22 protein-coding genes are annotated in these 24,695 nt (G+C 65.6%); 17 read left to right on the forward strand and 5 right to left on the reverse strand.

The annotated features are described in order from the left end of the window. The first annotated feature begins 24 nt into the window (after positions 1 to 24). The 3 genes from HCU76_RS23750 to HCU76_RS23760 all read left to right on the forward strand — a co-directional run bounded on the left by HCU76_RS23750 (position 25) and on the right by HCU76_RS23760 (position 3,617). Positions 25 to 1,500: an MFS transporter gene (locus HCU76_RS23750; RefSeq protein WP_213955791.1), complete on the forward strand. Its 1,476-nt coding sequence runs from the start codon at positions 25 to 27 to the stop codon at positions 1,498 to 1,500. A gap of 160 nt (positions 1,501 to 1,660) precedes the next feature. Next, positions 1,661 to 1,894: a hypothetical protein gene (locus tag HCU76_RS23755; RefSeq protein ID WP_213955792.1), complete on the forward strand. Its 234-nt coding sequence runs from the start codon at positions 1,661 to 1,663 to the stop codon at positions 1,892 to 1,894. A gap of 184 nt (positions 1,895 to 2,078) precedes the next feature. Beyond that, the gene (locus HCU76_RS23760) at positions 2,079 to 3,617 is read left to right on the forward strand and encodes an FAD-dependent monooxygenase (protein ID WP_218510751.1); all 1,539 of its coding nucleotides are present in this window, start codon (positions 2,079 to 2,081) and stop codon (positions 3,615 to 3,617) included. 74 nt (positions 3,618 to 3,691) lie between these two features. Here the strand turns inward: HCU76_RS23760 and HCU76_RS23765 are convergent, their stop codons facing one another. Next, complete coding sequence (locus HCU76_RS23765; protein ID WP_256354392.1) at positions 3,692 to 5,260, reverse strand: phospholipase D family protein; 1,569 nt, start codon at positions 5,258 to 5,260, stop codon at positions 3,692 to 3,694. 143 nt (positions 5,261 to 5,403) lie between these two features. Here HCU76_RS23765 and HCU76_RS23770 point away from each other — a divergent pair, with 143 nt between their 5' ends. The 11 genes from HCU76_RS23770 (at position 5,404) to HCU76_RS23820 (ending at position 15,734) form a co-directional block, all read left to right on the forward strand. Then, on the forward strand, positions 5,404 to 7,029 hold the full coding sequence (locus HCU76_RS23770; RefSeq protein ID WP_218510752.1) for an FAD-dependent oxidoreductase: 1,626 nt from the start codon (positions 5,404 to 5,406) through the stop codon (positions 7,027 to 7,029). Beyond that, a complete protein-coding gene (locus HCU76_RS23775; RefSeq protein ID WP_218510753.1) occupies positions 7,004 to 7,210 on the forward strand; it encodes a DUF2783 domain-containing protein in 207 nt (68 codons plus the stop codon). Before HCU76_RS23770 ends, HCU76_RS23775 begins: the two co-directional genes overlap by 26 nt. Before the next feature lie 309 nt (positions 7,211 to 7,519). Then, on the forward strand, positions 7,520 to 8,551 hold the full coding sequence (locus tag HCU76_RS23780) for an ABC transporter substrate-binding protein (protein ID WP_218510754.1): 1,032 nt from the start codon (positions 7,520 to 7,522) through the stop codon (positions 8,549 to 8,551). Positions 8,552 to 8,559: 8 nt separating this feature from the next. Next, complete coding sequence (locus tag HCU76_RS23785; protein WP_213955975.1) at positions 8,560 to 9,342, forward strand: ABC transporter ATP-binding protein; 783 nt, start codon at positions 8,560 to 8,562, stop codon at positions 9,340 to 9,342. A gap of 13 nt (positions 9,343 to 9,355) precedes the next feature. Further along, the gene (locus tag HCU76_RS23790; protein ID WP_213955797.1) at positions 9,356 to 10,207 is read left to right on the forward strand and encodes an ABC transporter permease; all 852 of its coding nucleotides are present in this window, start codon (positions 9,356 to 9,358) and stop codon (positions 10,205 to 10,207) included. A 124-nt stretch (positions 10,208 to 10,331) separates the two neighbouring features. After that, positions 10,332 to 11,663, forward strand: a complete 1,332-nt coding sequence (locus tag HCU76_RS23795; RefSeq protein ID WP_371319888.1) for an FAD-dependent oxidoreductase — start codon at positions 10,332 to 10,334, stop codon at positions 11,661 to 11,663. After that, positions 11,663 to 12,829 carry a CaiB/BaiF CoA-transferase family protein gene (locus HCU76_RS23800; protein WP_256354393.1) on the forward strand — a complete coding sequence of 389 codons (1,167 nt, stop codon included), beginning with the start codon at positions 11,663 to 11,665 and terminating at the stop codon, positions 12,827 to 12,829. The genes HCU76_RS23795 and HCU76_RS23800 overlap by 1 nt, the downstream gene beginning before the upstream one ends. Then, the gene (locus tag HCU76_RS23805; protein ID WP_371319889.1) at positions 12,826 to 13,644 is read left to right on the forward strand and encodes an enoyl-CoA hydratase-related protein; all 819 of its coding nucleotides are present in this window, start codon (positions 12,826 to 12,828) and stop codon (positions 13,642 to 13,644) included. Before HCU76_RS23800 ends, HCU76_RS23805 begins: the two co-directional genes overlap by 4 nt. Before the next feature lie 28 nt (positions 13,645 to 13,672). Beyond that, entirely contained in the window at positions 13,673 to 14,008 is a 336-nt protein-coding gene (gene fdxA / locus HCU76_RS23810) for a ferredoxin (protein WP_213955800.1), read from the forward strand. A gap of 27 nt (positions 14,009 to 14,035) precedes the next feature. Beyond that, entirely contained in the window at positions 14,036 to 14,950 is a 915-nt protein-coding gene (locus HCU76_RS23815; protein ID WP_218510757.1) for a LysR family transcriptional regulator, read from the forward strand. Between the two features lie 22 nt (positions 14,951 to 14,972). Further along, the gene (locus HCU76_RS23820; RefSeq protein ID WP_218510758.1) at positions 14,973 to 15,734 is read left to right on the forward strand and encodes an SDR family NAD(P)-dependent oxidoreductase; all 762 of its coding nucleotides are present in this window, start codon (positions 14,973 to 14,975) and stop codon (positions 15,732 to 15,734) included. 7 nt (positions 15,735 to 15,741) lie between these two features. Here HCU76_RS23820 and HCU76_RS23825 read toward each other — a convergent pair whose 3' ends face one another. The 3 genes from HCU76_RS23825 to HCU76_RS23835 all read right to left on the reverse strand — a co-directional run bounded on the left by HCU76_RS23825 (position 15,742) and on the right by HCU76_RS23835 (position 18,415). Then, a complete protein-coding gene (locus tag HCU76_RS23825; RefSeq protein WP_256354403.1) occupies positions 15,742 to 17,040 on the reverse strand; it encodes an MATE family efflux transporter in 1,299 nt (432 codons plus the stop codon). Positions 17,041 to 17,219: 179 nt separating this feature from the next. Continuing rightward, positions 17,220 to 17,786 carry a DUF2239 family protein gene (locus tag HCU76_RS23830; protein WP_218510759.1) on the reverse strand — a complete coding sequence of 189 codons (567 nt, stop codon included), beginning with the start codon at positions 17,784 to 17,786 and terminating at the stop codon, positions 17,220 to 17,222. A 113-nt stretch (positions 17,787 to 17,899) separates the two neighbouring features. Then, complete coding sequence (locus HCU76_RS23835) at positions 17,900 to 18,415, reverse strand: hypothetical protein (protein WP_213955805.1); 516 nt, start codon at positions 18,413 to 18,415, stop codon at positions 17,900 to 17,902. Between the two features lie 122 nt (positions 18,416 to 18,537). On the opposite strand from HCU76_RS23835, the gene HCU76_RS23840 reads away from it, so the two are divergent. Together HCU76_RS23840 and HCU76_RS23845 are read left to right on the forward strand one after the other, a co-directional pair. Next, entirely contained in the window at positions 18,538 to 20,907 is a 2,370-nt protein-coding gene (locus tag HCU76_RS23840) for a Tex family protein (protein ID WP_218510760.1), read from the forward strand. Between the two features lie 58 nt (positions 20,908 to 20,965). Next, complete coding sequence (locus tag HCU76_RS23845) at positions 20,966 to 22,036, forward strand: patatin-like phospholipase family protein (protein WP_213955807.1); 1,071 nt, start codon at positions 20,966 to 20,968, stop codon at positions 22,034 to 22,036. A gap of 93 nt (positions 22,037 to 22,129) precedes the next feature. Here HCU76_RS23845 and HCU76_RS23850 read toward each other — a convergent pair whose 3' ends face one another. Beyond that, complete coding sequence (locus HCU76_RS23850; protein WP_218510831.1) at positions 22,130 to 23,422, reverse strand: MFS transporter; 1,293 nt, start codon at positions 23,420 to 23,422, stop codon at positions 22,130 to 22,132. Positions 23,423 to 23,622: 200 nt separating this feature from the next. Between HCU76_RS23850 and cyoA the strand changes: the two genes are divergently transcribed. After that, complete coding sequence (gene cyoA / locus HCU76_RS23855) at positions 23,623 to 24,681, forward strand: ubiquinol oxidase subunit II (protein WP_213955808.1); 1,059 nt, start codon at positions 23,623 to 23,625, stop codon at positions 24,679 to 24,681. Positions 24,682 to 24,695: the final 14 nt, after the last annotated feature.

Raw genomic sequence — 24,695 nt, forward strand, 5'->3', positions numbered from 1 at the left:
CACCCGCGGGTCGGGTAGGCGCGCATGAACGGGATCGGCAAGTCGCCTTGCGATGACACGCTGATCCAGGTTGCGCCGCCGGCCGTGCCTTGCCCCGAAAGCGCCAGGCGCTGGGTGCTGGTGGCGGCGATCATCGGTTCCAGCATGGCCTTCGTCGACGGCACCGTAGTCAATGTCGCGTTGCCGGCGATCCAGCGCGATCTGCGGGCCACACCGTTCCAGGTGCAATGGGTGGTCGAGGCCTATGCGCTGTTCCTGGCGGCGCTGCTGCTGGTCGGCGGCGCACTGGGGGACCGCTTTGGTCGTCGTCGCGTCTTCGCCTGCGGCGTGACGGTGTTCGCCGCGGGATCGGCGGCTTGCGCATTCGGGAGCGAAGTGCAGCACCTGATTGCTGCAAGGGCCGTGCAGGGCATTGGCGCCGCCATGTTGGTGCCGGGCAGCCTGGCCCTGATCAGCGCAGCCTTCCCCGAGAAAGAGCGCGGCAAGGCGATCGGCACCTGGTCGGGCTTCAGCGGCATCACTGCTGCCATCGGGCCGGTGCTGGGCGGCTGGCTGGTGGACCACTATTCCTGGGCCTGGGCCTTCCTCATCAATCTGCCGATGGCCGCGCTGGTGCTCGTGCTGGTGTGGTGGCACGTGCCGGAAAGCCATGGCCCCGACACCCGCAGTCCCGTCGATTGGCCCGGCGCCGTGCTGGCGACGGTGGCGCTCGGCGGCATCGTCTACGCGTTCATCGAGGCGCCGACGCAGGGCTGGAGCGCCGCGCCGGTGTGCATCGCGCTCGCGCTGGGTCTCGCGGCCAGCGCGGCTTTCGTGCAGGTGGAGCGCAGGAGCGCCGCGCCGATGCTGCCGCTCGGGCTGTTTCGCATCGCCAATTTCAGCGCGGCCAACCTGCTGACCCTGTTCCTCTACGCGGCGCTGGGCGGGGGGCTCTACTTCATGCCGCTCAACCTGATCCAGGTCCAGGGCTATTCCGCTACGTCGGCGGGGGCGGCGCTACTGCCGTTCATCCTGCTCATGTTCCTGTTGTCGGGCTGGGCCGGGCAGCTGGTGGACCGGTTCGGGTCGCGTCTCCCGCTGGTGATCGGCCCGGCCATCGCGGCTGCGGGGTTCGCGTTGCTGGCCGCATTGCCGGGTGTGGGGGCGAGCTACTGGTCGGGCTTCCTGCCGGGTGTGGTGGTGCTCGGCCTCGGCATGACAGTGACAGTGGCGCCGCTCACCACCACGGTCATGAATTCGGTCGGGGCGGAGCTCGCCGGTACGGCTTCTGGCGTGAACAATGCCGTGTCCCGGACGGCCGCGGTGCTGGCGATTGCCGTATTCGGCGTGGTCATGGCGCTCGCCTCCGGTGCACACCCCTCCGATGGTTCGCTGGAATTCGGGACAGCCTTCGTCGCCGGGTTTCGCCGGGTCATGTGGATCAGCGCGGCGCTGGCGCTGCTCAGTGCTTTCAGCGCGTGGCGCTGGATCCGTGGCCCCGAAATAGCCTCGAAGCCGTAGACAAAGACCTGTATAACCCCACGCCTTCGAAATTGCCCAGGTATGGGAATTTGCGAGGCGGGTATCATCGGGGGTTCTCCGGTTGGGTCTCTCGCACTTGAACGCATCCCAAACCATCGCCTCGCATTTGATGCGTCCCCTGAACCCTGGAAACCATTAGATGGCAAAAGCCGACAGCAAAACAGCCGTGATCGAAGGCGGACTTCGCTATAAATCCAAGCCCTCGGGTTCACCGTACGCCGAGGTTTCGTCGTTCGGCGGCAGCACGATGTCCTGCTACATGTGCGGCAAGCACCGCGCCCGCGCCTCGCTGCAGATGAAGCGCCTGCTCGGCAAGTCCCAAGCTGTTTGTGCGCCTTCCTGCAAGGCACTCGACGAAGCCATCAAGGGCTGAGCCTTCTTCGGCGAGCCTGTTGAGAAGCTGCTTTCGGGCGGCTTTTTGTGTTTGGTTGGGTGTTCCCTGAGTTGATGCACCAGGCCCCACGACGGAGTTGGGATGCTCACGCATCTCTTCTTGTTCGTCGCTCAGTGTCGAATCGACAAGCCGCTCCGTTCGAACGATCGCCAAGGAGTAGTCGATGCACGATTCGAAATTCCACGACGTTGTAGTTGCAGGCGCAGGCCCTGTCGGCTTGTTCCTGGCCTGTGAACTTCGCTTGGCAGGCGTCTCTGTGCTGGTGCTGGAGCAGGCCGAAGACCTCGAGTCGCCGTTGAAGCGGCTGCCTTTCGGAATGCGCGGTCTTTCCGCCCCCACCATCGAAGCCTTTGACCGGCGCGGGTTGCTGAATGACATCGCGCTGGCCCAAGCCCGGAAGGACCGGTCGGACGCTGGTGGCGCTTCGCCCGCCGCACATTGGATGCAGCAAGGGCGCCGTCCGGGCGGCCATTTCGCAGGCATCCAGTTCTTTCTCGACGACGTCGAATTGTCCAAGTGGCCGCACCGATTGCCGAGTCCTGCCGGCACCCACATGGCAACCACGATGGAGCACATCGAATCCGTGCTGGCCGCTCGCGCCCGGGCATTGGGCGTCGAGGTCAGGCGCGGCTTTGCCGTAGATGGCTTTGACCAGTCCAGCGAGAACGTGGACGTTCGGGCTGGCGGCGAGACTTTTCGCGCACGATGGCTCGTCGGATGCGATGGGGGCCGCAGCACCGTGAGAAAGATCGGTGGCTTCGAGTTCGTCGGTACTGAGCCGGAATTCACCGGCTACTCCGTGGAGGTCGAGCTGGCCGATCCGGACAAGCTGTTGCCGGGCCGCCGGTACACCCCGACAGGCATGTACACCTACCAGGCGCCCGGGACCATCGCAATGGTCGATTTCGACGGGGGCGCCTTTCACCGTACGGACGCGATCACGGCGGAGCAGGTTCAGTCGGTGCTCCGGCGCGTTTCCTGCACGGATGTCACCGTGACGAATCTGCGACTTGCGACCACCTGGACAGATCGCGCCTTTCACGCCAAGGCCTATCGCAACGGGCGGGTCCTTCTGGCGGGCGACGCTGCACACATCCATTCCCCGCTGGGCGGTCAAGGGTTGAATCTGGGGCTCGGTGACGCCATGAATCTCGGTTGGAAGCTCGCCTCCGTTGTCCATGGCCAAATGCCCGACACCTTGCTCGACAGCTATTTCGCGGAGCGGCATTCAGTGGGATCACAAGTGCTTGACTGGTCGCGAGCTCAAGTTGCGCTCATGCGTCCGAGTCGCAGTTCCCGGGCGCTTGAAGCCATCATCCGCGACCTCATGGCGACACGCGACGGCGCGACATACTTCGCCGAGCGCGTCTGGGGCGTATCGCTTCGCTACGAGCTTGGCGGAGGTCACCCGCTGGTCGGCCGCAGTGCGCCCGACTTTGAATTCGCCGACGCGACGAGACTCGGCGAACATCTCAGGAGCGGGAGAGGTCTTTTGCTGGATTTCAGTTCCGATTCCAGGCTGGAGACACTGGCAGCCGGTTGGCGAAATCGGATCGACTACACCGCACGGCACGCAGCAAATGACCTCGGCTTGAGCGCACTGCTCCTGCGCCCGGACGGTATCGTGGCCTGGGCCAGTGAAGGAAACCCCGACGAACAGGAAGTTGCGGAAGCCGCGGCGAGATGGTTCGGCAAGGCTTGAATCCGGAAGGGGCGAAACGCGAAAGACGTGAGTTGCACAAGGCGCCGCCATCGAATACCGGCGTCGGGCCCTCGCTACAGCAGGCTCTCGCTGATGAACGGAAACAACAGCAGCAACTGCAGTTTCGTGCCCAGGCTCACGCCGGGCTCGCTGTCGTAGACCTTCTCGACACCGTGGTCCACGCCGATCCACTGGACCCGGTCTCCCGGCTGCGCCAGTCGCAGCCGGAAGCTGCCCGTGTCGCGCACGCGATCCGCGAGGGTCAGGACGTTTTCAGCGAGCTCGGGCGAATAGACCAGCATGCCCAGTTCGGTATTGATGCGCGAAGAGCGCAAGTCCAGGTTCATCGAGCCCACGAACGTGGTCTGCCGGTCGACGACGATCAGCTTGGAATGCGATCGGCCGATGGTGGCGTGCAGTGCTGCGCCAATGAGCGAGTCGTTCTTGAGTTGGCTGGAGTCGATTTCGAACAGGTCGACGCCCATCTTCAACATGTCGAGGCGATAGCGCGCGTAACCGGCGCTGGCGAATGGTTCGTCGTTGGACGCCAGCGAGTTCGTCATGACCTCGATACGTACGTCGTTGTTCAGCGCCTGGCCCAGGCCCTCCATGCCGAGCTTGCCGGGAACGAAATACGGTGAACTCAGCACCACCTCGGCCTTGGCCTCGCCAATCGTCCGCATGACGCGGGTCGTCACCGTGGTTTCATCATCGCCGCGCGAGGCGCGCCCGCTGACCTTTTCCGGATCGTCCGCAAAGGCATCGATGCGCCCGTAGAGCAGCTTCAGCGGCGGTTGCTTCAGGTCCGCACTCAGCGGGAGATAGCCGAGCAGGTCCCTGGCGTTGGGCGGCGGGCTCGGAAACGCGGACACGGCGTCCGCCGTGAGCTTCTCGAAGTCGTCCCGCAAGGCCGGGGGCTCCTTGAACCGGGGCTCCACCGAATGCAGCGGGAAGACGCGTTCGCTGTTCCAGTAGATGTCGAAGATGCCGGCCAATCGGGGCACGGCCTCGCCAGCGACCAGCAAGTCGAAGTCGACGAAGTTGCTGCCCTTGCTGTTGAAGAAGTATTCGTCGGCGATGTTGCGCCCGCCCGCGATGGCGAAGGCGCCGTCGGCAATCAGCAGCTTGTTGTGCATGCGGTGATTGACGCGCGAGAAGTCGCCAGCCGCCAGGATCCACCTCGTCAACTGCCAGGCCCGCCCCGTCGGAAACGGATTGAAGAGCCGTATCTCCACGTTCGGGTAGGCGGCCAGGTCTGCCAGCAAGCGTTCCGTGTTGGCGGTGTAGAGATCGTCCACGAGCAGGCGCACCCGCACGCCACGCAACGCCGCATCGCGCACCGCCCGCACCAGGGCGTGGCCGGTCAAGTCGTTTTGCAGCAGGTAGTACTGGATGTCGAGGCTCTTCTGCGCGTTGCGCACCAATGCGAGCCGCGCATCCATCGACCAGGCAGCCAAGGGCAAGGGCCTGAAGCCGGACCCCTTGCCCGCCGGCACGCTGAGGGCCGCGATACGCCCGAGCGCCTCCTGGCTGCTGGCAGGAATTGCCAGCACTGGCGTGCGGTCGACCATGGGAGGCAGGGAGGCGCAACCCTGCAGCAATGCCAGCATGGCGGCGAGGGCTGCAAGGAGAAGTGGCTTCATCGTCATGGGCCGGAAATTGTTTCAGGTTTCCGAAGTCCGTGGTCTGGCAGGCCCGGAAAGCGCGCTTCCTGGTCGCGGCCGGTCGCAAGACTCCTCGTTTGCATGGACAGACAAGTGCAAGCCGGCTCCATAGAGTGCCGCAGATGCATGCACTGCCGCGCTACCCGTTTCGCCGCCCCGCAGAACTCGATGGTGCGCCATCGCCTCGGCGCCCTGTCGTGGTGGTGGGCGGCGGGTTGACGGGGCTTACGCTGGCGCTGGACCTGGCGCGACGTGGCGTCCCGGTGGTGCTGCTGGACGATGACGACACGGTCGGCGTGCGCGGCCTCGCCTCGCGCGGCATCGTCTGGGCGCAGCGAACGCTGGACGTGTTCGAGCGACTGGGTGTCGCGCCGCGCATCGCGGCCAAGGGCGTGCGCTGGAACGTGGGGCGCGTGCTGTGCGCAGACCGGCCGGTCACCTCCTTCACGCTGCAGGACCAGCCCGATCTGCGCCACAACGGATTCGCCAATCTGCAGCAGTACTACGTCGAGCAATTCCTCGTCGAGGCCTTGCAGGCGCAGCCGCTGGCCGACTTGCGCTGGCGCAGCGAAGTGGTCGGCCTGCAGGCGCAGGACGTGCATGTGGCGTTGCAGGTGCGCACGCCTGAAGGCGACTACGCGCTGCAAGCCGATTGGGTCATCGCCTGCGATGGCGCCTTCAGTCCGTGCCGCAAGCTGCTCGGACTCGCGCCGCATGTGTTCGACCGCACGGAAGATCACTGGATCATCATCGACGTGACGCTGCGCGACTGCGCCTGGCCGGAGGAACGCTGGACCTGGCTCGACGCCAGCGCCAACAACGGCCGCGCGGTGTGGCGTCACAAGATGGCGGACGACACCTGGCGGCTCGACTTCCAGCTTGGCGAGGGCGAAGACCCGGTTACCGCCGCCACGCCCGAGGCCATGCGTCGAAGGGTCCGCGCTCTGATCGGCGGCGACATCGACTTCGACGTCGCATGGTCGGGCGCCTGGGCCTACCGGCACGAATGCCTCGAATCGATGCGCCACGGCCGGGTGCTGTTCGCTGGCGACGCGGCGCATCTGGTCGCGCCCTTCGGCGCACGCGGCGGCAATGGCGGCGTGCAGGACGCGGACAACCTGGGCTGGAAACTGGCGCTGGTGGTGAAGCAGGGCGCGGACGCGAGCCTTCTGGACAGCTACTCGCTGGAGCGGCGCGAGGCGGCGCTCGAGAACATCCGGCAGGCGCGGCGATCGTCGCGCTTCGTCTATCCGCGCGGGCTGGAATCGGTGCAGCTCTGGCGCGACGCGATCATGGCGCTGGCGCCTTCCTTGCCCTGGGCGGCGCGCTTGATCAATACGGGGCGGCTGTCGGCGCCCGCGGTGTACGGCGGCGATTCGCCACTGGTCGACGAAGGGGGTGGCGCTGCCTTGCCCGACGTGATGCTGAATGCGAACGGCGCCAGCCTGCATCGCTTGCTCGGGCCGTGGTTCACGCTGCTGTGCTTCTCGGGCAGTGCGGCTGCGTGCGCACATCCCCTGGTGAAGGTGGTGGCGGTGGACCCGCACTGCGACGCAGCCGGTCGCGCAGCACTGCAGCGCCAACTCGGTGTGCCGGCGGGGGGCGGACAGGCATGGCTCGTTCGGCCTGACCAGCACATTGCGTCTCGTCGCGCGCACGATCCCGCATTCGATCTCGACCAGGCGCTTGCGTCCTGCATTCCCTCCCGCACGGAGCCTTCCCATGGCCAGCACCCAGCAACAGCTTGACGACCTGCTCGAATCGCTGATCGCGCTGACGCACGGCATTCCAGCCGAGCAACAGGCCGCTTTGCTCGCGCGACTCGTGCTGGTGCTGGCGGCGAAGCTGGACGACGCGCCCGCCGTCGAAGCCGCCATCGCGCAGGTCGCGCAACAGGCCGGCCATCCACTGGAACGCAGCCTGCCTTGAGCGTTCGCGGGCGCAGGAGAGCGCCAACGGGATAAGCGTTTACCCGGCAACAGAGCGGGAGCGGCCGTCCGTGGGGCCGGGCCGCGGATGTGACATTTTTCCCAGATTTCCCCAGTGAAATTGGGCAAATCACGCCGCTCCATTTTGGCCCGTGCGGTCGAATTTTTAGATCGCCCGTTGCGAAAAACGGTGCTTGGCAGCATCACCCCTCGCTTCTTACATTCGCCTCACTGGTCCTCGAAGCCCCCCGGCAAAGAGGCACCCACAGTGCCGCATTCACCCGCTTGCATCCATCGAAAGGTTCCCTCCATGGCCCACGTTTGCGACCCAGGTCGCCGCAGTCTCCTCAAGACTTCCCTCGTTGCCGGAGGCCTCTCGGCCGGCGGCTTCCTGTCGATCGATGCATTCGCGCAGGGCAAGGCAAAGATCAACATGCAGCTCGGCTGGATCCCGAGCGTCAACCAGATCGGCGAAGTGGTGGCCAAGCGACTTGGCTTCTACGAGCAGGAAGGCATCGACTTCGCCATCCAGCCCGGCGGTCCGAACATCGACGGCGTGGCCATCGTGGCATCCGGCCGCTATGAAGTGGGGCAGGTTTCTTCAAGCCCTTCGGTGATGTTGGCGGTGTCGCAAGGCCTGCCGATCAAGTGCTTTGCTGTCGGCGCGCAGAAGCACCCCTTCACCTTCTTCTCGCTGGCCAAGAACCCGGTGAAGAAGCCGCAGGACCTGGTCGGCAAGAAGGTCGGCATTCCGTCGACCGCGGCCATCCTGGTGCGCGCCTTGCTGGCCAAGAACAAGATCGCCGAGAAGGACGTGACCATCGTCACCGTCGGCTCCGACATGGCGCCGCTGCTGACGGGACAGGTCGATGTGGTGACCGGTTGGCTGACCAGCACCACCGCGCTCAAGGCGCTCGGCCCGGGACGTGTCGATTTGACGCTGTGGGATGGCGGCGTCCAGTTGTACGCATTGCCGTACTACGCGACCCACGCGACGCTGGAGAAGCAACCCAAGGTCATCGAGGCCTTCATGCGCGCCACGTCGCGCGGCTGGCACCACGTCAAGGCCAACCGCGACGAAGCGGCCGACCTGCTGGTCAAGGAATATCCGAACCTCAAGCGCGAGGACGAGCGCGCCGCGATCGACGTGATGCTCGAGTACGCGCTCGGCGGCATGGCGCAAACCCAGGGCTGGGGCACGATGGATCCGGCGGTATGGCAATCGCAGATCAGCATGTATTCGGAGCTGGGCCAGTTCACCGCCAAGACGCCGAAGCTCGAGGACGTGATCTCGCTGGACCCGCTCAAGGCCACAGCGGCTGCCCGCACGAAGGTGGCGTGAGCAAAGTCATGAACGCCGTCATGAACGCGACCCCCGCGATCAGCTGCCGCGACATCGGCATGCGCTTCTTCACCGAGCGCCGCGATGTCACCGCCATCAAGAGCCTCGATCTCGACGTGGCGCAGGGCGAATTCCTGACGCTGCTCGGGCCCTCGGGCTGCGGCAAGTCCACTTTCCTGCGTGTCGTGGCCGACCTGCTGGAACCCAGCCGCGGAAAGATCGAAGTGCTCTCGGGCACGCCGCAAGCCGCGCGGGAAAAGCGCGACATCGGCTTCGTGTTCCAGGACGCGGCGTTGCTGCCCTGGCGCACCGCCTTGCAGAACGTCGAACTGCCGTTGCAGGTGGGGAAGGGCGCGAGCCGCAAGGGCCGTCGCTCACCGCAGGAACTGCTCGAACTCGTCGGCCTCAAGGACCGCGCCAACGCGTGGCCGCATGAGATGTCCGGTGGCCAGCGCCAGCGCGTCTCCATTGCCCGCGCGTTGGCCAGCGATCCGAAGATCCTGCTCATGGACGAGCCTTTCGGCGCGCTCGACGAGATCACGCGCGACCGGCTCAACGAGGAAATCCGCAAGGTCTGGAAAGACACCGGCGTGACCATCCTCTTCGTGACGCACAGCATCCACGAGGCCGCCTTCCTCGGCCAGCGCGTGCTGATGCTGGCCGCCAACCCGGGCCGGGTGCGCGAGATCGTGCCCGTCAACCTGCCGGAAGACCGCACCCTCGACATCCGCGAGACGCCTGAATTCGTCCAGCTCACGGCGCACCTGCGCCGGGTGCTGGAAACCTGCTGAAAAGGCCATTGCCATGACAACCAGTTCCCTGGAGCCGCCAGTGGCCGTGATGCCCCAGACGCCCGTCGACGCCGAATACCTCAAGTGGGCGGCAGCGCGTCGCCGCCGCATGTGGCGCCGCCGCATCCTGCCGGCGCTCGGCATCGGCGGCTTGCTCGCCCTGTGGTGGGCCGTGATCACGATCTTCGAGGTCAAGCCCTTCATCGCGCCGTCCCCCTGGGCGGTGGTCGAGACGCTCTACGCCAAGCGCGCGGTGCTGCTCGACAACCTGATCCCCACGGCGCTCGAAGCGGCCGGCGGCTTTCTGCTGGGCAACCTGGCGGCGATCATCATCGCGACCATCTTTGTCCACAACAAGACGCTGCAGGACATCTTCTTCCCGGTCGTGCTGATGTTCAACGCCATCCCGCTGGTGGCCAAGGCCCCGGTGCTGGTGCTGATCATGGGCAACGGCATGGAGCCGAAGATCACGATCGCCGCGCTGGTCTGCTTCTTCCCGACGCTGGTCAACATGGTGCGCGGGCTGGAATCGGTGAACCCGCAGGCGATGGAATTGATGCGCGTGCTGTCGGCCAGCAAGATGGAAATCTTCTTCCGCCTTCGCCTGCTGAACGCGCTGCCGTATCTGTTCTCGGCGCTGCGCATCGCGGCTTCGATGAGCGTGATCGGCGCGGTCGTGGGTGAATGGGTGGGTGCCACGGTCGGCATCGGCGCGATGATTTTGCAAGCCACCTTCAACTTCGACTCGCCACTGCTCTATGCCGCGATCGTGATGAGCGCGACGCTGTCCGGACTGTTCTTCCTGCTGGTCACGGTGGCCGAGCGCTTGATCATCCGCTGGCATCCCGAAGACACATCGCACTGAACCCCGGTGCATAACGGGCGGCAGCCACTCGATACACGAGCTGCCGCCCACCTCGACATATCAACTGGAGATTTCTATGAGCCGTATTGGTGATTGGATGCAAGAGCCTGCCCACGACATTCGCGTGGCAGCCGAATCGGATGTGGTCGTCGTCGGCGGTGGCCCCGCTGGCCAGGCCGCGGCACTGGCCGCTGCGCGCAACGGCGCGAGCGTCACGCTGCTGGAGCGCTACAACCACCTGGGCGGCCTCGCATCGGGCGGCATGGTGCTGGTGCTCGACGACATGTGGGACAGTCACCAGCAGGAGATCTCGGTGCGCGGCATCTGCATGGAGATGATCGAGCGCATGGCCTCGCGCGGCCTGGCCGAATACCCGAAGCAGCAGGACTGGGGCACGCTGCCCGAATCCGTGCGCCGCTGGAAGCGCTGGGGCACCTTCGACTTCCACAGCAAGGAAAAGCCGCACCCCATCTGCTTCGCCGCCGCCTTCGACCCCGACGCGTTCAAGCGCGCGTCGCTGGAGATGGTGCAACAGGCCGGCATCAACCTGCGCCTGCACTCGTGGTTCTCGCGCACGCTGGTGGAAGACGGCAAGGTCAAGGGCGTGGTCTGCGAGTCCAAGAGCGGACGTGAAGCGATCCTCGGCAAGGTGGTGATCGACACCACGGGCGACCTCGACGTCGCCGCATCGGCCGGCGCGCCGCACATCAGCGGCGCCTACATCGTCACGACGGTGTTCCGCCTGGGCGGCGTCGACACCGACGAAGCCGAGCGCTTCGAGAACGAAGAGCCGGCCGCGTTCCAGGCCATCGACCGCGAAGTCAAGCACCTGCTCGGCGGCGCATGGGACAGTTGGTGGCTCAAGACGCCGTTGCCCGGCGTCGTGTGGTGCAACTGCCCGCACATGGCCGGCCTCGACGGCCTGAAGGTGGCCGACCTGACCCGCGCCGAAGTGCAGGGCCGCAACACCATCCACAAGGTGATCGAGTTCATTCGCGGCAAGCTGCCGGGCTTCAGGAACTGCTTCCTGGTCGACTTGGCGCCGCAGACCGGCATCCGCCAGACGCGACTGCTCGAAGGCGAGTACGTCATGTCGAAGGAAGACGTGGCCCAGCGCACGCGCTTCGAAGACAGCGTGGCCCGCGGCCGCGATTACTACTACCCGTACCGCACGCTGGTGCCGCGCAGCGTCGACAACCTGCTGGTCGCAGGCCGTCACTACTCGTCGACGTCCGCCGCGCAGAAGATCTCGCGCGAGATCCCGCCATGCATGGCCATGGGCGAAGCGGCCGGCGTGGCCGCGGCGCAATCGCTCGACGCCGGCGTGCTGGTGCGCAACGTCGACATCGCCAAGCTGCAGCGCACGCTGCGCGCCCAAGGCGCCGACCCCGGCGACCAGAAGGGCCCGAATGCCGATGTGCCCGAGATTGCCCGTTCCTTTGCGGAGGCCGCATGATGTCGAACCAACCAACCCTGCCGCTCGACGGCGTTCGCGTGATCGACTTCACGCAAGTGATGATGGGCCCCGTCTGCACGCAGATGCTGGCCGACCACGGCGCCGACGTGATCAAGATCGAGCGCAAGGGCGCGGGCGACCTGAGCCGCTCGACCTTCGCGCCGGTCGCCGGGCATGACAACCCGATCTTCTGCAGCCTGAACCGCAACAAGCGCAGTGTCGAGATCGATCTTCGCGATCCGGCACAAGTCGATCTGGTCAAGGCCCTGATCGCCGATGCCGACGTGGTCACCAACAACTTCCGCGCCGGCGTGATGGAGCGCCTGGGCTTGGGCTACGAGGACTGCAAGCGCCTCAACCCGCGCATCATCTACGCGGTCGGCACCGGCTTCGGCGAGACCGGCCCCTACGCCCACAAGGGCGGCCAGGACGTGCTCGCGCAAGCGCTCACCGGCGTGATGGCGCGCCGCGCCGACGATTCGATCCCGGTCTCGATCTACCCGACCGCGCTGGCCGACTACACCGCCGGCATGCACATGGTGCAGGGCATCCTGTTCGCGCTGTTGCAGCGCGAGCGCACTGGCGAAGGGCAGAAGGTTTCCGTCTCGCTCTTCAACTCGATGCTGGCCATGCAGATGCAGGAGGCCGCGATGATCATGATGGAGGACTCGGAGGTCAACTGGGCCGCGATGCCGCTGTCCGGTACCTTCGAGACGCAGAACGGGCCGCTCGTGCTGGTCGGCGCCTTCAAGCAGCATCCGCTGCGCGACATCTGCACCGCGCTGCAGATCGACGACCTGTCGCAGGACCCGCGCTTCGCCGACCTGCCGGCGCAGTTCCAGCACAAGGCCGAACTGCACGCGATCTTCAGGGAGCGCTTCGCCAGCAACACGCGTGAATACTGGCTGGGTCGCCTGGAAGAGCAAGACCTGCTGTCGGCACCGGTGCGTGACATGCGCGAGGCCCTGGTCGACCCGCAGACGCTGCACAACAAGATGATCATGGAAGACAGCACGCTGTCGGACCGGACACTGAAATTCATCGCCAGCCCGATCCAGATGTCCGGCGCGGCGACTGGCATCCTGCGCGAACCGCCGCGGCTCGGGCAGCACACGGAAGAAGTGCTGGCAGAGGCACGCGCATTGATCGAGGTGGTGACGCTGTGAGCGCCGTACACGCCATGCCGAGCGAGCGCGTTGCATCGACCAGCGTTCGCTACGAGGTCGCGAACAACGTCGCGACCGTCACCATCGACCGCCCAGACGTGCTCAACGCGGTCGACCTCCCGACCGAGGCAGAGCTCATCCGCATCTGGGAAGACATCGAGAAGCGCAACGACATCCGCGTCGTGGTGCTGACCGGCACCGGCGAGCGCTCCTTCTGCGCCGGCGCGGACTTGAAGAACACGTCCAACCTCAAGGGCGTCGAGTACTGGGCGGCATCGCGGCCGGGCGGCTTCGGCGGCATCGCGCTGCGCGAGACGCTCAACGTGCCGGTGATCGCCAAGGTCAACGGCTTCGCGCTGGGTGGCGGCTTTGAAATGGTGCTGGGCTGCGACCTGGTCGTGGCTTGCGAGGAAGCGAGCTTCGGCCTGCCCGAGCCGCTCGTCGGCCGCCTGCCGCTCGATGGCGGCATGTTGCTGCTGCAGCGCCAGATCCCGTACCGCCAGGCGATGGGCATGATGCTGACCGGCCAACGCATCAAGGCCGCGCGCGCGCTGGAAATGGGACTGATCAACGAAGTCGTTCCGCGCGCCGAACTCGATGCGGCCGTCGACCGCTGGGTGCAGCAACTGCTGGCCTGCGCGCCGCTGTCCTTGCGCGCCATCAAGCAGGTGGTGCGGCAGACCGGCCAGATGTCGCCGTCGCAGGCGCACGGCATGCGGCTGCCGGAGCTAGTCGCGGCACTGCGGTCCGAAGATTCCAACGAGGGCGTGCTGGCCTTCCAGCAGAAGCGCAAGCCGCAGTGGCTGGGCCGCTGAGCCGAGCAAAGCCAAGAGGGTCCATGTCATGGCACACGTCATCACCACGGCCTGCATCGATTGCAAGGACGGCGCCTGCATCCCGTGCTGCCCCGTCGATTGCATCTACGAAGGCGCCCGCACTCTGTACATTCACCCCGATGAATGCATCGATTGCGGCGTTTGCGTGTCGGCCTGCCCGGTGCAGGCCATCTACGAGGAATATCGGTTGCCGCCCGAACTGGCCCATTTCACGGCGATCAACCGGGAGTTCTTCGACAAGGACGTCAGCGGGCTGGGCTCGCCGGGTGGCGCAGAAGGAGGGCGTGTCGCCTGCGACCATCCCGCCATCGCGCGTGAAATCCCCATCGCCAAGGCCGCATGAAGGAGCAACTTCGCGGAGTGCAGCCTGATGCATGCCAGCGTCCTGAAGTACTTCATCGAAGTGGCGAGTTGCGGCTCGGTGCGCAAGGCATCGGAGCGGCTCTTCGTCGCGGCCAGCGCGGTCAACCGGCAGATCCACAAGCTGGAAGACGAACTGGGCGTCGAGCTGTTCGACCGCCTGCCGACCGGCTTGCGCCTCAACCCCGCCGGCGAGCGACTGCTCAAACATGCACAGGAAACGCTGCACCAGTTCCAGGTGATGCGCACCGAGCTCGACGCGCTCAAGGGCGAACGCACCGGGCATGTGAAGGTCGCGGCGATGGACTCCTTCTTCGAGGAGATGCTGCCGTCTGCGGTCGAGGAGTTCCTGCAGATCTTTCCGGCCGTCACATACACCATCACGTCGATCCAGCCGATGGAGGTGGCGCAACTGGTCATGACGGGGCAGGCCGACGTGGGGCTGGCCTTCGTGGGCCGGATGCCGGGCGGCGTCAAGGTGATGAGCAATGCGAGGCTGCCGATCGGCATCGTGATGCCGCCCGGCCACCCGCTGGCAAGCCATGCCAGCCTGAGCCTCAAGGATTGCGCTAACTATCCCTTCCTGCGATCCAGCTCGCATCCCGTGCTGAGCGCGGCGCTGTCGCCCGAATTCGCCGCCTTCTGGGACGACATGGAGCCGGCCGCCACCTGCAATTCGACGCCACTTCTCAAGCGCCTGATCATGGGCGGCAAGGGCATCTCCTGCTTCTCGAAGATCGCTTTCATCGAGGAACTGAAGCGCGGCGAACTGCTGTGGCGGCCCTTCGAATTGCCGGCGCTCAACGAACTGCAGGTCGGCATCCTGGTGCCGACCCAACGCGTGCTGCCGCATGTCACGCAAAACTTCGTCGGGCGCATGGCCCGGCGTCTTTCTCAACTCGAAGCCACGGCCGCTGCGCTGTGAACACAGGAAAACCTGAAGCCCCATGAACGATCTGAAGAACAAGGCCGTCCTCATCACCGGCGCCAGCACCGGCATCGGCGCCGCCGTGGCGCGTGGACTGGGTCAGGCTGGCGCGCGCGTCGCCGTGCACTACCGCGGCAGCCGCAGTGAGGCCGAGGCGGTCGCACGCGACATCGACGCGGCCGGCGGCCAGGCATTGCTGGTGCAAGCCGACGTCACCGATTCCGCGTCGGTGGATCGCATGGTGGACCAGGTTCGCCAAAGCTTCGGCGGCATCGACATCCTCATCAACAACGCCGGCGGCTTCGTCAAGCGCTCGCCCATCGTCGACGCGGACGACGACTACATCGATCAGGTGTTTCGCCTCAATGCGCGCTCGGTGGTCGCGGTCAGCCGCCGCGTGATCCCGCTCATGGCGGCCAACGGCGGCGGCAGCATCATCAACGTCACGACGCAGGCGGCGCGCACCGGCGGCGGGCCGGGCGCCGGGCTGTACGCAGCCTGCAAGGGTTTCGTCTCGACCATCACGCGCACGATGGCCAAGGAGCTGGTGAAGGACAAGATCCGCGTCAACGCCGTCGCGCCGGGCGTCATCGAGACGCCGTTCCACGACGGCGACTCCAGCCCCGAGGTGTTGAAGAACTTTGCCAACGCCATCCCGATGGGCCGGCTCGGCACGGCGCAGGAATGCGTCGGCGCCTTCCTCTACCTGGCGAGCGAATCGGCCAGCGGCTATGTGACCGGACAGGTCATCGAGGTCAATGGCGGGCAGGTGATGCCCTGACCGCGCTTCACACCAAGCGCTTGAACGTCTTCTTCCGCCACACCAGCCGGTAGTAGGCAGTCTGCAGCACCAGCATCGCCACGAACGCGGCCGGGTACGCGACCCAGATGCCGTTCAGCCCGATGCGGTGGCTCATGAACACGGCCACCGGCACCTCGACCAGCACGATGCAGAAGATCGCGATGCCGGTCGGCACCAGCACCGAGCCGCTGGCCCGCATGATCCCCGAGAGCACCGAGGCCATGCCGAAGACGATGCTGCCCCACAGCATGATGTGCAGCAGCGTCTGGGCCACTTCGATGACCGGCTCGCTGGTGATGAACAAGGCCATCAGGTGGCGCGAGAACAGGTAGCCGACCAGCACCAGCGAGCCCGTCAGCACCAGGTTCATCAGCAGGCCGGTGCGCGCGATGGCGCCGAGCTTGTCGGAGCGGCCGGCGCCGATCGCCTGCGCACCGAGGATCGACGAGGTGATCGCGATAGAGATGGCCGGGAACTGCACGTAGGCCACGATCTGGTTCACTGCGCCGTACGCGGCCGTGGCATTGGAGCCATAGGCGTTGACCAACGAGAGCAGGGCGACTTCTGCCAGCGAGATCACGATCATCTGCACACCGGTCGGCACGCCGACCTTCAAGACGGTCTTCAACACCCTCGGGTTGATGCGCATGTGTCGCGCAAACTCCGCGTCGGGCGCCAGCGGACTCTTTTTCGAGCGGAGGCGGAACGCCAGCCACACCGTCGACACGACGAAGGAGACCACGGTCGCCGCTGCGCCGCTGGCCACGCCGAGCCTTGGCAGTCCGCCCCAGCCGAGGATGAGCGCCGGTGTCAGCACCAGGCCGATGCAGGTCGATACCAGCAGCGTGAAGAGCGGCGTCACCGTGTCGCCCACGCCGCGCAGCATGGCTGTCGACAAGAGGAACACGAACAGCCCCGGCATCGCGATCAACATGATGCGGGCATAGCGCGTGGCCTCGGGCAGGATGTCCGCGGGCGTGCCGAGCGCCTCCAGCAAGTGGGTCGTGAAGGCGCCGCCGAACACGGCGATGACCAGACCGAAGGCGATCCCCACCGACAAGGTGGTGCCGGCCACGGTCTTGACCTTGTCGGTGTCGCGCGCGCCCCAGGCCTGGCCGATCAGCACCGACGCTCCCGCGCCCAGGCCGATGGTGAAGGCGATGAAGAAGAACATCACCGGGAAGAAGCTCGACACCGCCGCCATGGCGCCGACGCCGATCAGCTGGCCGACGTAGATGTTGTTGAGCGTGCCCGACAGCGACTGCAGGATGTTGCTGAGCAGCATCGGCGCGAGGAAGGCCGCGAAGATCTTCCAGAGCGGCTTGCCCTCGACGTAGCCGCGTCCTCGCGCCGATGCGACAGGTGGCGACACGGGCGCGGGCACCGGATCGGCCACGGCGGCGGGTGGCGCCGCGATCTCACCGGCGATGCGCACGTCTTCCGGCTCCAGTTCGTCGCGCCGGTTCATGCGACCACCCAGGCATTCGCCGACAGGCGCGCAAGGTGGGCCTTGACGTCCTGGGGCCAGCCAGCCACAAGCCCTTCGAAGCGGACCTGCTCGCCGGCAAACAGCGCACGGCTGGCTTCCTCGAAATCAGGCAGATGACCCGCGATGGCGCTCATGAATCGGTATGCGGTTTCGCGGGAGGCGCGCACCGTGTCGCGCTCGGCGTTGACCTTGCGCGCGTCTTCCACCAGCTTGCGCAGCGCGACCGAGGCGCCGCCTGGCTGGCGATTGAGCCAGTCCCAATGACGGGGAAGCAGCGTGACCTCGCGGGCCACGACACCCAGCTTCGGTCGGCCGACGGTACGCGTCGGTGGCTCCGGGGCGGTCGCATGGGGGAGCGCGTCGTCGCGAAGGTCGAGATCGATCGGCTCGCCGGTGGTGTCGTCGAAGACGAACAGCGGCTGGGAGTCGGTGCGGGATCGCAGTTGCGCGATGACCTCGGCGCGCGGACCTGCCGCAATGCGGTGGAATCCCGCGAAAACGGTCAAGGAGTCTGGAGGGCTGTCAGTGTCAACATGTGGCATTCCCGCATTCTATCCGGGCAAAATCCAATATTCGCATATTACCCGGATAAAAAATATTCAGCGCACCGTGCCCGCTGTGGCAGCCACCGTCAGCTACCAATTTGATAGCAGACTTACTCGGCACGCTGCCGCAAGGCACGCCACCGACGCCGCATGTCAACCCTGAACGCGCGGACGGCGCGCCACGGCGCACTCTGGCGGACATGCGACAAGACGCGGTCTTTCCATGCCTTCCATCGCGGATACCAGGTGGCGAAAACCGGTATTTCCATCAACGCCGGCAAGGTGAGCTGGAACAGGCGCGCGACGATGGCCGTGCCTGCGATCTTGGCGCCGATCAGCAAGGCAAACCCGGTGGTGAAGTGACCCTCGCCAAAGAGGTAAAGGGCCATCAGCTTGACCGGAAACAGCACAGCCATCGGCACGACAAGCACCACCAGCGCACCCCACGGCGGTAAAGCGCTGACCTTGCGCTCCAGCCGGGCCCACTGCGGCAGCCGGCCAAGTTGGGCCGCCAGCGCCGCCAGCGGTCCCCAGCCCCATTCCTCGAACAGCAAGACGGGTACCAGCAACGCCGTGACGATGCCGCGCAGCAGGATGCGCAGTCGTGGACGGAGAGGGGCGTTCATCGAGGGCAGCATAGCCCTGTTGCGCTGTGGATTACCGTCCAGGACGACCGTGGACCCTGTGGCAAACTTCGCCGCTTTATTCGCGCCGCCCTCGGCGGCGCTGCCGGAGACACGGTTCAGACATGCAGAAAATCATTCGCCAGCTGGCTGCGGAGATCAAGGTCGGCGAGCACCAAGTCAAGGCCGCCGTCGATCTGCTCGACAGCGGCGCCACGGTTCCCTTCATCGCCCGCTACCGCAAGGAGGCCACCGACGGCCTCGACGACATCCAGTTGCGCGAACTCGAAGCCCGCCTCAGCTACTTGCGCGAACTGGAAGAGCGCCGCGCCGCGGTGCTCAAGAGCATCGAGGAGCAAGGCAAGCTCACGCCCGAACTGCGCTCGGCCATCGAATTCGCACCCACCAAGCAGGAACTGGAAGACCTCTACCTGCCCTTCAAGCCGAAACGCCGCACCAAGGGCCAGATGGCGCGCGAGGCCGGCATCGAACCACTGGCCGAAAAGCTCTTTGCCAACCCCACGCTCAACCCGCAGGAGGAGGCCGCGGCCTTCGTCAAGCCGTCCGCCGACGGGCTCGACTTCTCGACGGTGCAACTCGTGCTGGATGGCGTGCGGGACATCCTCTCGGAGCGCTGGGCCGAAGACGCTGCGCTCGTGCAGTCGCTGCGCCAATGGCTTTGGAGCGAAGGCCTTTTCAAGTCCAGCCTGATGGCAGGCAAGGACGAGAACAACGCCGATGTGTCGAAGTTCCGCGACTACTTCGACTACGACGAGCCCATCGGCCGCGTGCCTTCGCACCGCGCGCTGGCCGTGTTCCGTGGCCGCACGCTGGAGATCCTCGACGCCAAGCTGGTGCTCCCGGTGGAGCCCGAGCCGGGCAAGCCGTCGATCGCCGAAGGCAAGATCGCGCTGCACCTCGGATGGAGCCATGCGGGCCGCGCCGCCGATGACCTTATCCGCAAGGCGGTCGCCTGGACCTGGCGGGTCAAGCTGTCGCTCTCGACGGAGCGCGACCTGTTCACCCGGCTGCGTGAAGAGGCCGAGAAGGTCGCGATCAAGGTCTTCGCCGATAACCTGCGCGACTTGCTGCTGGCCGCGCCGGCAGGTCCGCGCGTCGTGCTGGGGCTGGACCCCGGCATTCGCACCGGTGTGAAAGTCGCCGTGGTCGATGCGACCGGCAAGCTGGTCGAAACGGCCACCGTGTTCCCGCACGAGCCACGCAAGGACTGGGAAGGCTCGTTGCACACGCTCGGCAAGCTCTGTGCAAAGCATGGCGTGAACCTCATCGCCATCGGCAACGGCACCGCCAGCCGCGAGACCGACAAGCTGGCCGCAGACCTTATCAAGCTGCTCGGAAAGATGGCCACGCAAGCCGGCGCACCAGCCCTGGCCATCGACAAGGTCGTCGTCAGCGAAGCCGGCGCCTCGGTCTATTCGGCAAGCGAGTTCGCGTCGCAGGAGATGCCCGATGTCGATGTGAGCCTGCGCGGCGCCGCGAGCATTGCGCGCCGCCTGCAGGACCCGCTGGCCGAACTCGTGAAGATCGACCCGAAGAGCATCGGCGTCGGCCAATACCAGCACGACGTGAACCAGAGCGAACTCACGCGCACGTTGCATGCGGTGGTGGAAGACTGCGTGAATTCCGTCGGCGTGGACCTCAACACCGCCAGCGTGCCGCTGCTGAGCCGCGTGTCGGGTCTTTCGGCCAGCGTGGCCAAGGCCGTGGTGCGCTGGCGCGAGGCCAACGGCGCCTTTTCGACGCGCAAGCAGTTGCTGGAAGTGACCGGCTTCGGTCCCAAGGCTTTCGAGCAGAGCGCCGGCTTCCTGCGCGTGCGTGGCGGCAGCAATCCGCTCGACATCACCGGCGTGCACCCCGAGACCTATCCGCTGGTCGAGCAGATCATGGTCAAGACCGGCAAGCCGATCACCGAGCTGATGGGCCGCGCCGAGATGCTCAAGTCGCTGAAGCCCGAGCTGTTCGCCAACGAGAAGTTCGGCGTCATCACGGTCAAGGACATCCTCGGCGAACTCGAGAAGCCCGGCCGCGACCCGCGCCCGGACTTCAAGGTCGCACGCTTCAACGACGGCGTCGAAGACATCAAGGACCTGGTCGAAGGCATGGTGCTCGAAGGCACCGTCAGCAACGTCGCGCAGTTCGGCGCCTTCATCGACCTGGGCGTGCACCAGGACGGCCTCGTCCACGTGAGCCAGCTCTCCCACAAGTTCGTCAACGATGCACGCGAGGTCGTGAAGACCGGCGACATCGTCAAGGTCAAGGTGATGGAAGTCGACGTGGCGCGCAAGCGCATCGGCCTGTCGATGAAGCTCGACGCCGCGCCCAAGTCCCGTGATGGCCGCGATGGCGCGCGCGACAACCGCTTCGAAGGCGCCGGCCGCGGCCAGCAGCAACACGGTTCGCGCCGCGACAACACGCCGCAGCCCTCCAGCCAGATGGCCAATGCCTTCGCCAAGCTGCAGGGGTTGCGCAAGTAGGCTGCCGGGTGCCTGTCTTGATGCTTGTGGGCGCACGGATTTTGCTTGATTTCCCGGCATGAAAGCGCTGCGTATTCATGCCGGCCCCCTCGCACGCGAGCACATCGCGCGGCACGGCATGCTGCCTCAACATGTGCGCACGATCCCCGGCGCGGCAGGCGGGCCGAAGGGCCTGATCCTGGGGCCGCTCGACCGCTTCACATTCGGCGAATGGCTGCCCCGCTCGACACAGCCGGTCGACCTGGTGGGCGCCTCCATCGGCGCCTGGCGCCTGGCCAATGCGTGCCTCGACGACCCGGTTGCCGCCTTCGAGCAGTTCGAACACGGCTACATCCACCAGCACTTCGACGTGCCCGAGGGGCAGAAGCGCATGACCGCGCAACAGGTGAGCCGCCAGTTCGGCAATGACTTGCGCGGCTTCTTCGCGGGCCGCGTGGCCGAAGTCACGCACCATTCGCGCTACAGGCTGCACGTCATCACGTCGCGCGGTCGCCACATCCTCGGTCGTGAAGGCCGTGCGCGAACGCCGGTGGGATACCTCGGCGCGTTCGTCACCAACAGCGTGCATCGGCGCAGCCTCGGCGCATGGCTGGAGCGCGTGGTGTTCTCCAGCCCCGGTGCAACGCTGCCCTTTGCCACGCGCGACTTCCGAACGCGCCAGGTGCCGCTGGACGACGCCAACTTCGCGCCGGCACTTCAGGCCTCGTGTTCCATTCCCTTCATGCTCGAAGCCGTGCATGACATCCCTGGCGCGCCCCCCGGGGCCTATTGGGACGGCGGCATCACCGACTACCACCTGCACCTGAACTACAGCAATGCCGAGGGCATCGTGCTGTATCCGCACTTCCAGAAGGCGGTGGTGCCAGGTTGGCTCGACAAGGGCCTGAAGTGGCGGCACAAGTCGACACACTTTCTCGACCGCATGGTGTTGCTCGCGCCCGACGCGGACTGGGTCAGGAGGCTGCCGAACGGCAAGTTGCCCGACCGCAATGACTTCCTGCGCTACGGCAACGACGTACAGGGCAGGGTGCTGGCCTGGCGCAAGGCCGCGGCCGAGGCGCACCGGCTTGCGGACGAATGGCAGGAGTGGCTCGCGCGGCCCGACCTGGCCGAGGTCGGCGCGCTGTAGCGGTTTCCAGGTCGAGGCGGCTCGGCAGCTCGCCTTGACACTTCGCCTGACCCCTCGGGCGGCGGCCCGGGCCTGGGCCCGGAAAGAGTCTGCTCAATCCTTGTTGAGTGAGCGATTGATGCGCAGCGCCAACAGCGTGCCGATCACACCGGACAGCAGGTAGCCACTCAGGGCAACCAGGCCAAAGCGGGACGACAGTCCAATTGCGACAAGCGGCGCGAATGCCGCCCCGATCAGCCATGCCATGTCAGACGTCAGGGCTGCACCCGTGTAGCGGTACTTGGGTTCGAGATTGCCGGTCGCGGCGCCCGCGGACTGGCCATAGGACAGGCCCAGCAGAGCGAATCCGACCAGGATGAAGATGTTCTGGTGGATGATCTGGCCGCCAAGCATCAGGGGAGAGAGCGCAGCGAAGATGCCGATCAATACGGCCATCGTGCCGAGCGTGTTGCGGCGGCCGATGCGGTCGGCAATCCAGCCTGAAGCCATCACGCCGAAGAAGGCCAGCACGCCGCCACAGATTTGCACGATCAGGATGTCGTCGATGGCCTGGGAAGAATGCACGATCAGCCAGGACAGCGGGAACACCGTCACGAGGTGGAACAGCGCATAGCTGGCCAGCGCGGCGAAGGCACCGATAACGATACTGCCACCGCTGGTGTCCAGAAGCTCGCTGACATTCTCGACCGGGTGCAACTGGTACTTGTCGAGCAGCCTTTCATAGTCGTCGGTCACCACGATCCGCAGGCGTGCGAACAGGGCCACCACGTTGATCGTGAAGGCGACGTAGAACGGATAGCGCCAGCCCCATTCCATGAAGTCGGCACTGGTCAGCTCGGAATAGAGATACAGGAACAGGCCCGCTGCGATGACGAAGCCGATGGGCGCGCCGAGCTGCGGGATCATGGCGTACCAGCCATGGCGCTTGGGCGGCGCATTGAGGGCCAGCAGCGACGGCAGGCCGTCCCACGAGCCACCCAGGCCGAAACCCTGGAAGCATCGCAGGATCGACAGCAGCACGATCGACCAGGGTCCGACGCTTTCGTAGCCCGGCAGGAAGGCGATGCCCGCTGTCGCGAAGCCGAGCATGAAGAGCGCCGCCGTCAGTTTGACGCCACGGCCCCAGCGTCGCTGGATGTCGAAGAAGACGATCGTCCCGATCGGCCGCGCAATGAACGCGAGGGCGAACACGACGAAGGAATACAGCGTGCCTTCCAGCGGTTCCTCGAACGGGAAGAACACGCCCGGAAACACCAGCACCGAGGCGATGCCGTAGACGAAATAATCGAAGTATTCCGAGGCCCGGCCGACGATCACCCCGACGGCGATTTCGCTCGGAGCAACGCCGGAATGCCTGGCATTGAGGTTGCTCACGTCGTGCTCCATGCCACGGGGCGACAAGTCATTTTGTTGTTGGCTGATGCTGGACATCGTGCTCGCTTGTGATTAGGGTGTGGTCACTCAAATACGGAGGGTCGCATTGCTTGATAAATCTTGCCATAGGACAAAACGTCCAATGCCCTTCGCGCGCCATTGGACTTAGATTCTGCGCGTTCTGGCCCACGCTTACCACCCTTCCGCACGGCATGCCTTCAATCAAGTACCTTCGTGGTCTCCTTCTGCTCCCGGCCGGCGCCTTGCTGGCCGGTTGCGACTGGGTGACGATGAGCCCTTCAGGCGACATCGCACTGCAGCAACGAGACCTCATCATCGCTTCGACCGTGTTGATGCTGCTGATCATCATCCCGGTGATCGTGCTGACGCTGGTCTTCGCATGGCGCTACCGTGCGTCCAACAAGGATGCCGACTACCAGCCGGACTGGGATCACTCCTCCCAGCTCGAACTGCTGATCTGGGCAGCCCCGCTGCTGATCATCATCGCGCTCGGCGCCATCACCTGGATCAGCACGCACACGCTCGACCCCTACCGCGAACTCAAGCGCCTCGACAAGAAGCGCGGCATCGCGCCCAACCTCACGCCACTGGTTGTCGAAGTGGTCGCGCTCGACTGGAAGTGGCTGTTCATCTATCCGGAGCAAGGCATCGCCACTGTGAATGAGGTGGCGGCGCCCGTCGATCGGCCCATCCAGTTCAAGATCACAGCTTCCTCGGTCATGAATTCGTTCTACATTCCGGCGCTGGCTGGCCAGATCTACGCCATGCCCGGCATGGAAACCAAGCTTCATGCCGTCATCAACAAGCCGGGCGAATTCGAAGGCTTCTCCGCGAATTTCAGCGGCGCCGGCTTCTCGCACATGAAATTCAAGTTCCATGGCCTGGCTGCGGATGGCTTCGATGGCTGGGTGCAGAAGATCAAGGACGGCGGTGGCGGCGCGCTCGACAGGCCGGGCTACCTCCAGCTCGAAAAGCCCAGCGAGGCCGTGCCGGTGAAGCGCTACGCGACCGTGGCGCCGGACCTCTATGAGGCCATCCTCAATCGCTGCGTCGAAGCCGGCAAGATGTGCATCAAGGACATGGTGGCCATCGACCAGGGCGGCGGACTCGGCAAGCCAAGTGCCTTCAACCTGACCTCGGAACCGGCCGTGCCCGGCGGAAAGCCAGCTCGCACTTTCGTCGCCGCCATGTGCAGCATCAACGATCCGACAGATCCCGTCGTGTCGACCGCATCTCCCCGCTCCAACTGATCAGGCGTCCGCAA

Source organism: Variovorax sp. dw_308, from assembly GCF_019207085.1.
Taxonomy (GTDB): domain Bacteria; phylum Pseudomonadota; class Gammaproteobacteria; order Burkholderiales; family Burkholderiaceae_C; genus Variovorax.

What these genes read in the sequence shown, in the direction of transcription:
- HCU76_RS23750 (WP_213955791.1), top strand. Translation starts at nt 25, where the DNA reads ATGAACGGGATCGGCAAGTCGCCTTGCGATGACACGCTGATCCAGGTT.
- HCU76_RS23755 (WP_213955792.1), top strand. Translation starts at nt 1,661, where the DNA reads ATGGCAAAAGCCGACAGCAAAACAGCCGTGATCGAAGGCGGACTTCGC.
- HCU76_RS23760 (WP_218510751.1), top strand. Translation starts at nt 2,079, where the DNA reads ATGCACGATTCGAAATTCCACGACGTTGTAGTTGCAGGCGCAGGCCCT.
- HCU76_RS23765 (WP_256354392.1), bottom strand. Translation starts at nt 5,260, where the DNA reads ATGAAGCCACTTCTCCTTGCAGCCCTCGCCGCCATGCTGGCATTGCTG.
- HCU76_RS23770 (WP_218510752.1), top strand. Translation starts at nt 5,404, where the DNA reads ATGCATGCACTGCCGCGCTACCCGTTTCGCCGCCCCGCAGAACTCGAT.
- HCU76_RS23775 (WP_218510753.1), top strand. Translation starts at nt 7,004, where the DNA reads ATGGCCAGCACCCAGCAACAGCTTGACGACCTGCTCGAATCGCTGATC.
- HCU76_RS23780 (WP_218510754.1), top strand. Translation starts at nt 7,520, where the DNA reads ATGGCCCACGTTTGCGACCCAGGTCGCCGCAGTCTCCTCAAGACTTCC.
- HCU76_RS23785 (WP_213955975.1), top strand. Translation starts at nt 8,560, where the DNA reads ATGAACGCCGTCATGAACGCGACCCCCGCGATCAGCTGCCGCGACATC.
- HCU76_RS23790 (WP_213955797.1), top strand. Translation starts at nt 9,356, where the DNA reads ATGACAACCAGTTCCCTGGAGCCGCCAGTGGCCGTGATGCCCCAGACG.
- HCU76_RS23800 (WP_256354393.1), top strand. Translation starts at nt 11,663, where the DNA reads ATGTCGAACCAACCAACCCTGCCGCTCGACGGCGTTCGCGTGATCGAC.
- fdxA (WP_213955800.1), top strand. Translation starts at nt 13,673, where the DNA reads ATGGCACACGTCATCACCACGGCCTGCATCGATTGCAAGGACGGCGCC.
- HCU76_RS23815 (WP_218510757.1), top strand. Translation starts at nt 14,036, where the DNA reads ATGCATGCCAGCGTCCTGAAGTACTTCATCGAAGTGGCGAGTTGCGGC.
- HCU76_RS23820 (WP_218510758.1), top strand. Translation starts at nt 14,973, where the DNA reads ATGAACGATCTGAAGAACAAGGCCGTCCTCATCACCGGCGCCAGCACC.
- HCU76_RS23825 (WP_256354403.1), bottom strand. Translation starts at nt 17,040, where the DNA reads ATGCTGCTCAGCAACATCCTGCAGTCGCTGTCGGGCACGCTCAACAAC.
- HCU76_RS23830 (WP_218510759.1), bottom strand. Translation starts at nt 17,786, where the DNA reads ATGCCACATGTTGACACTGACAGCCCTCCAGACTCCTTGACCGTTTTC.
- HCU76_RS23835 (WP_213955805.1), bottom strand. Translation starts at nt 18,415, where the DNA reads ATGAACGCCCCTCTCCGTCCACGACTGCGCATCCTGCTGCGCGGCATC.
- HCU76_RS23840 (WP_218510760.1), top strand. Translation starts at nt 18,538, where the DNA reads ATGCAGAAAATCATTCGCCAGCTGGCTGCGGAGATCAAGGTCGGCGAG.
- HCU76_RS23845 (WP_213955807.1), top strand. Translation starts at nt 20,966, where the DNA reads ATGAAAGCGCTGCGTATTCATGCCGGCCCCCTCGCACGCGAGCACATC.
- HCU76_RS23850 (WP_218510831.1), bottom strand. Translation starts at nt 23,422, where the DNA reads ATGGAGCACGACGTGAGCAACCTCAATGCCAGGCATTCCGGCGTTGCT.
- cyoA (WP_213955808.1), top strand. Translation starts at nt 23,623, where the DNA reads ATGCCTTCAATCAAGTACCTTCGTGGTCTCCTTCTGCTCCCGGCCGGC.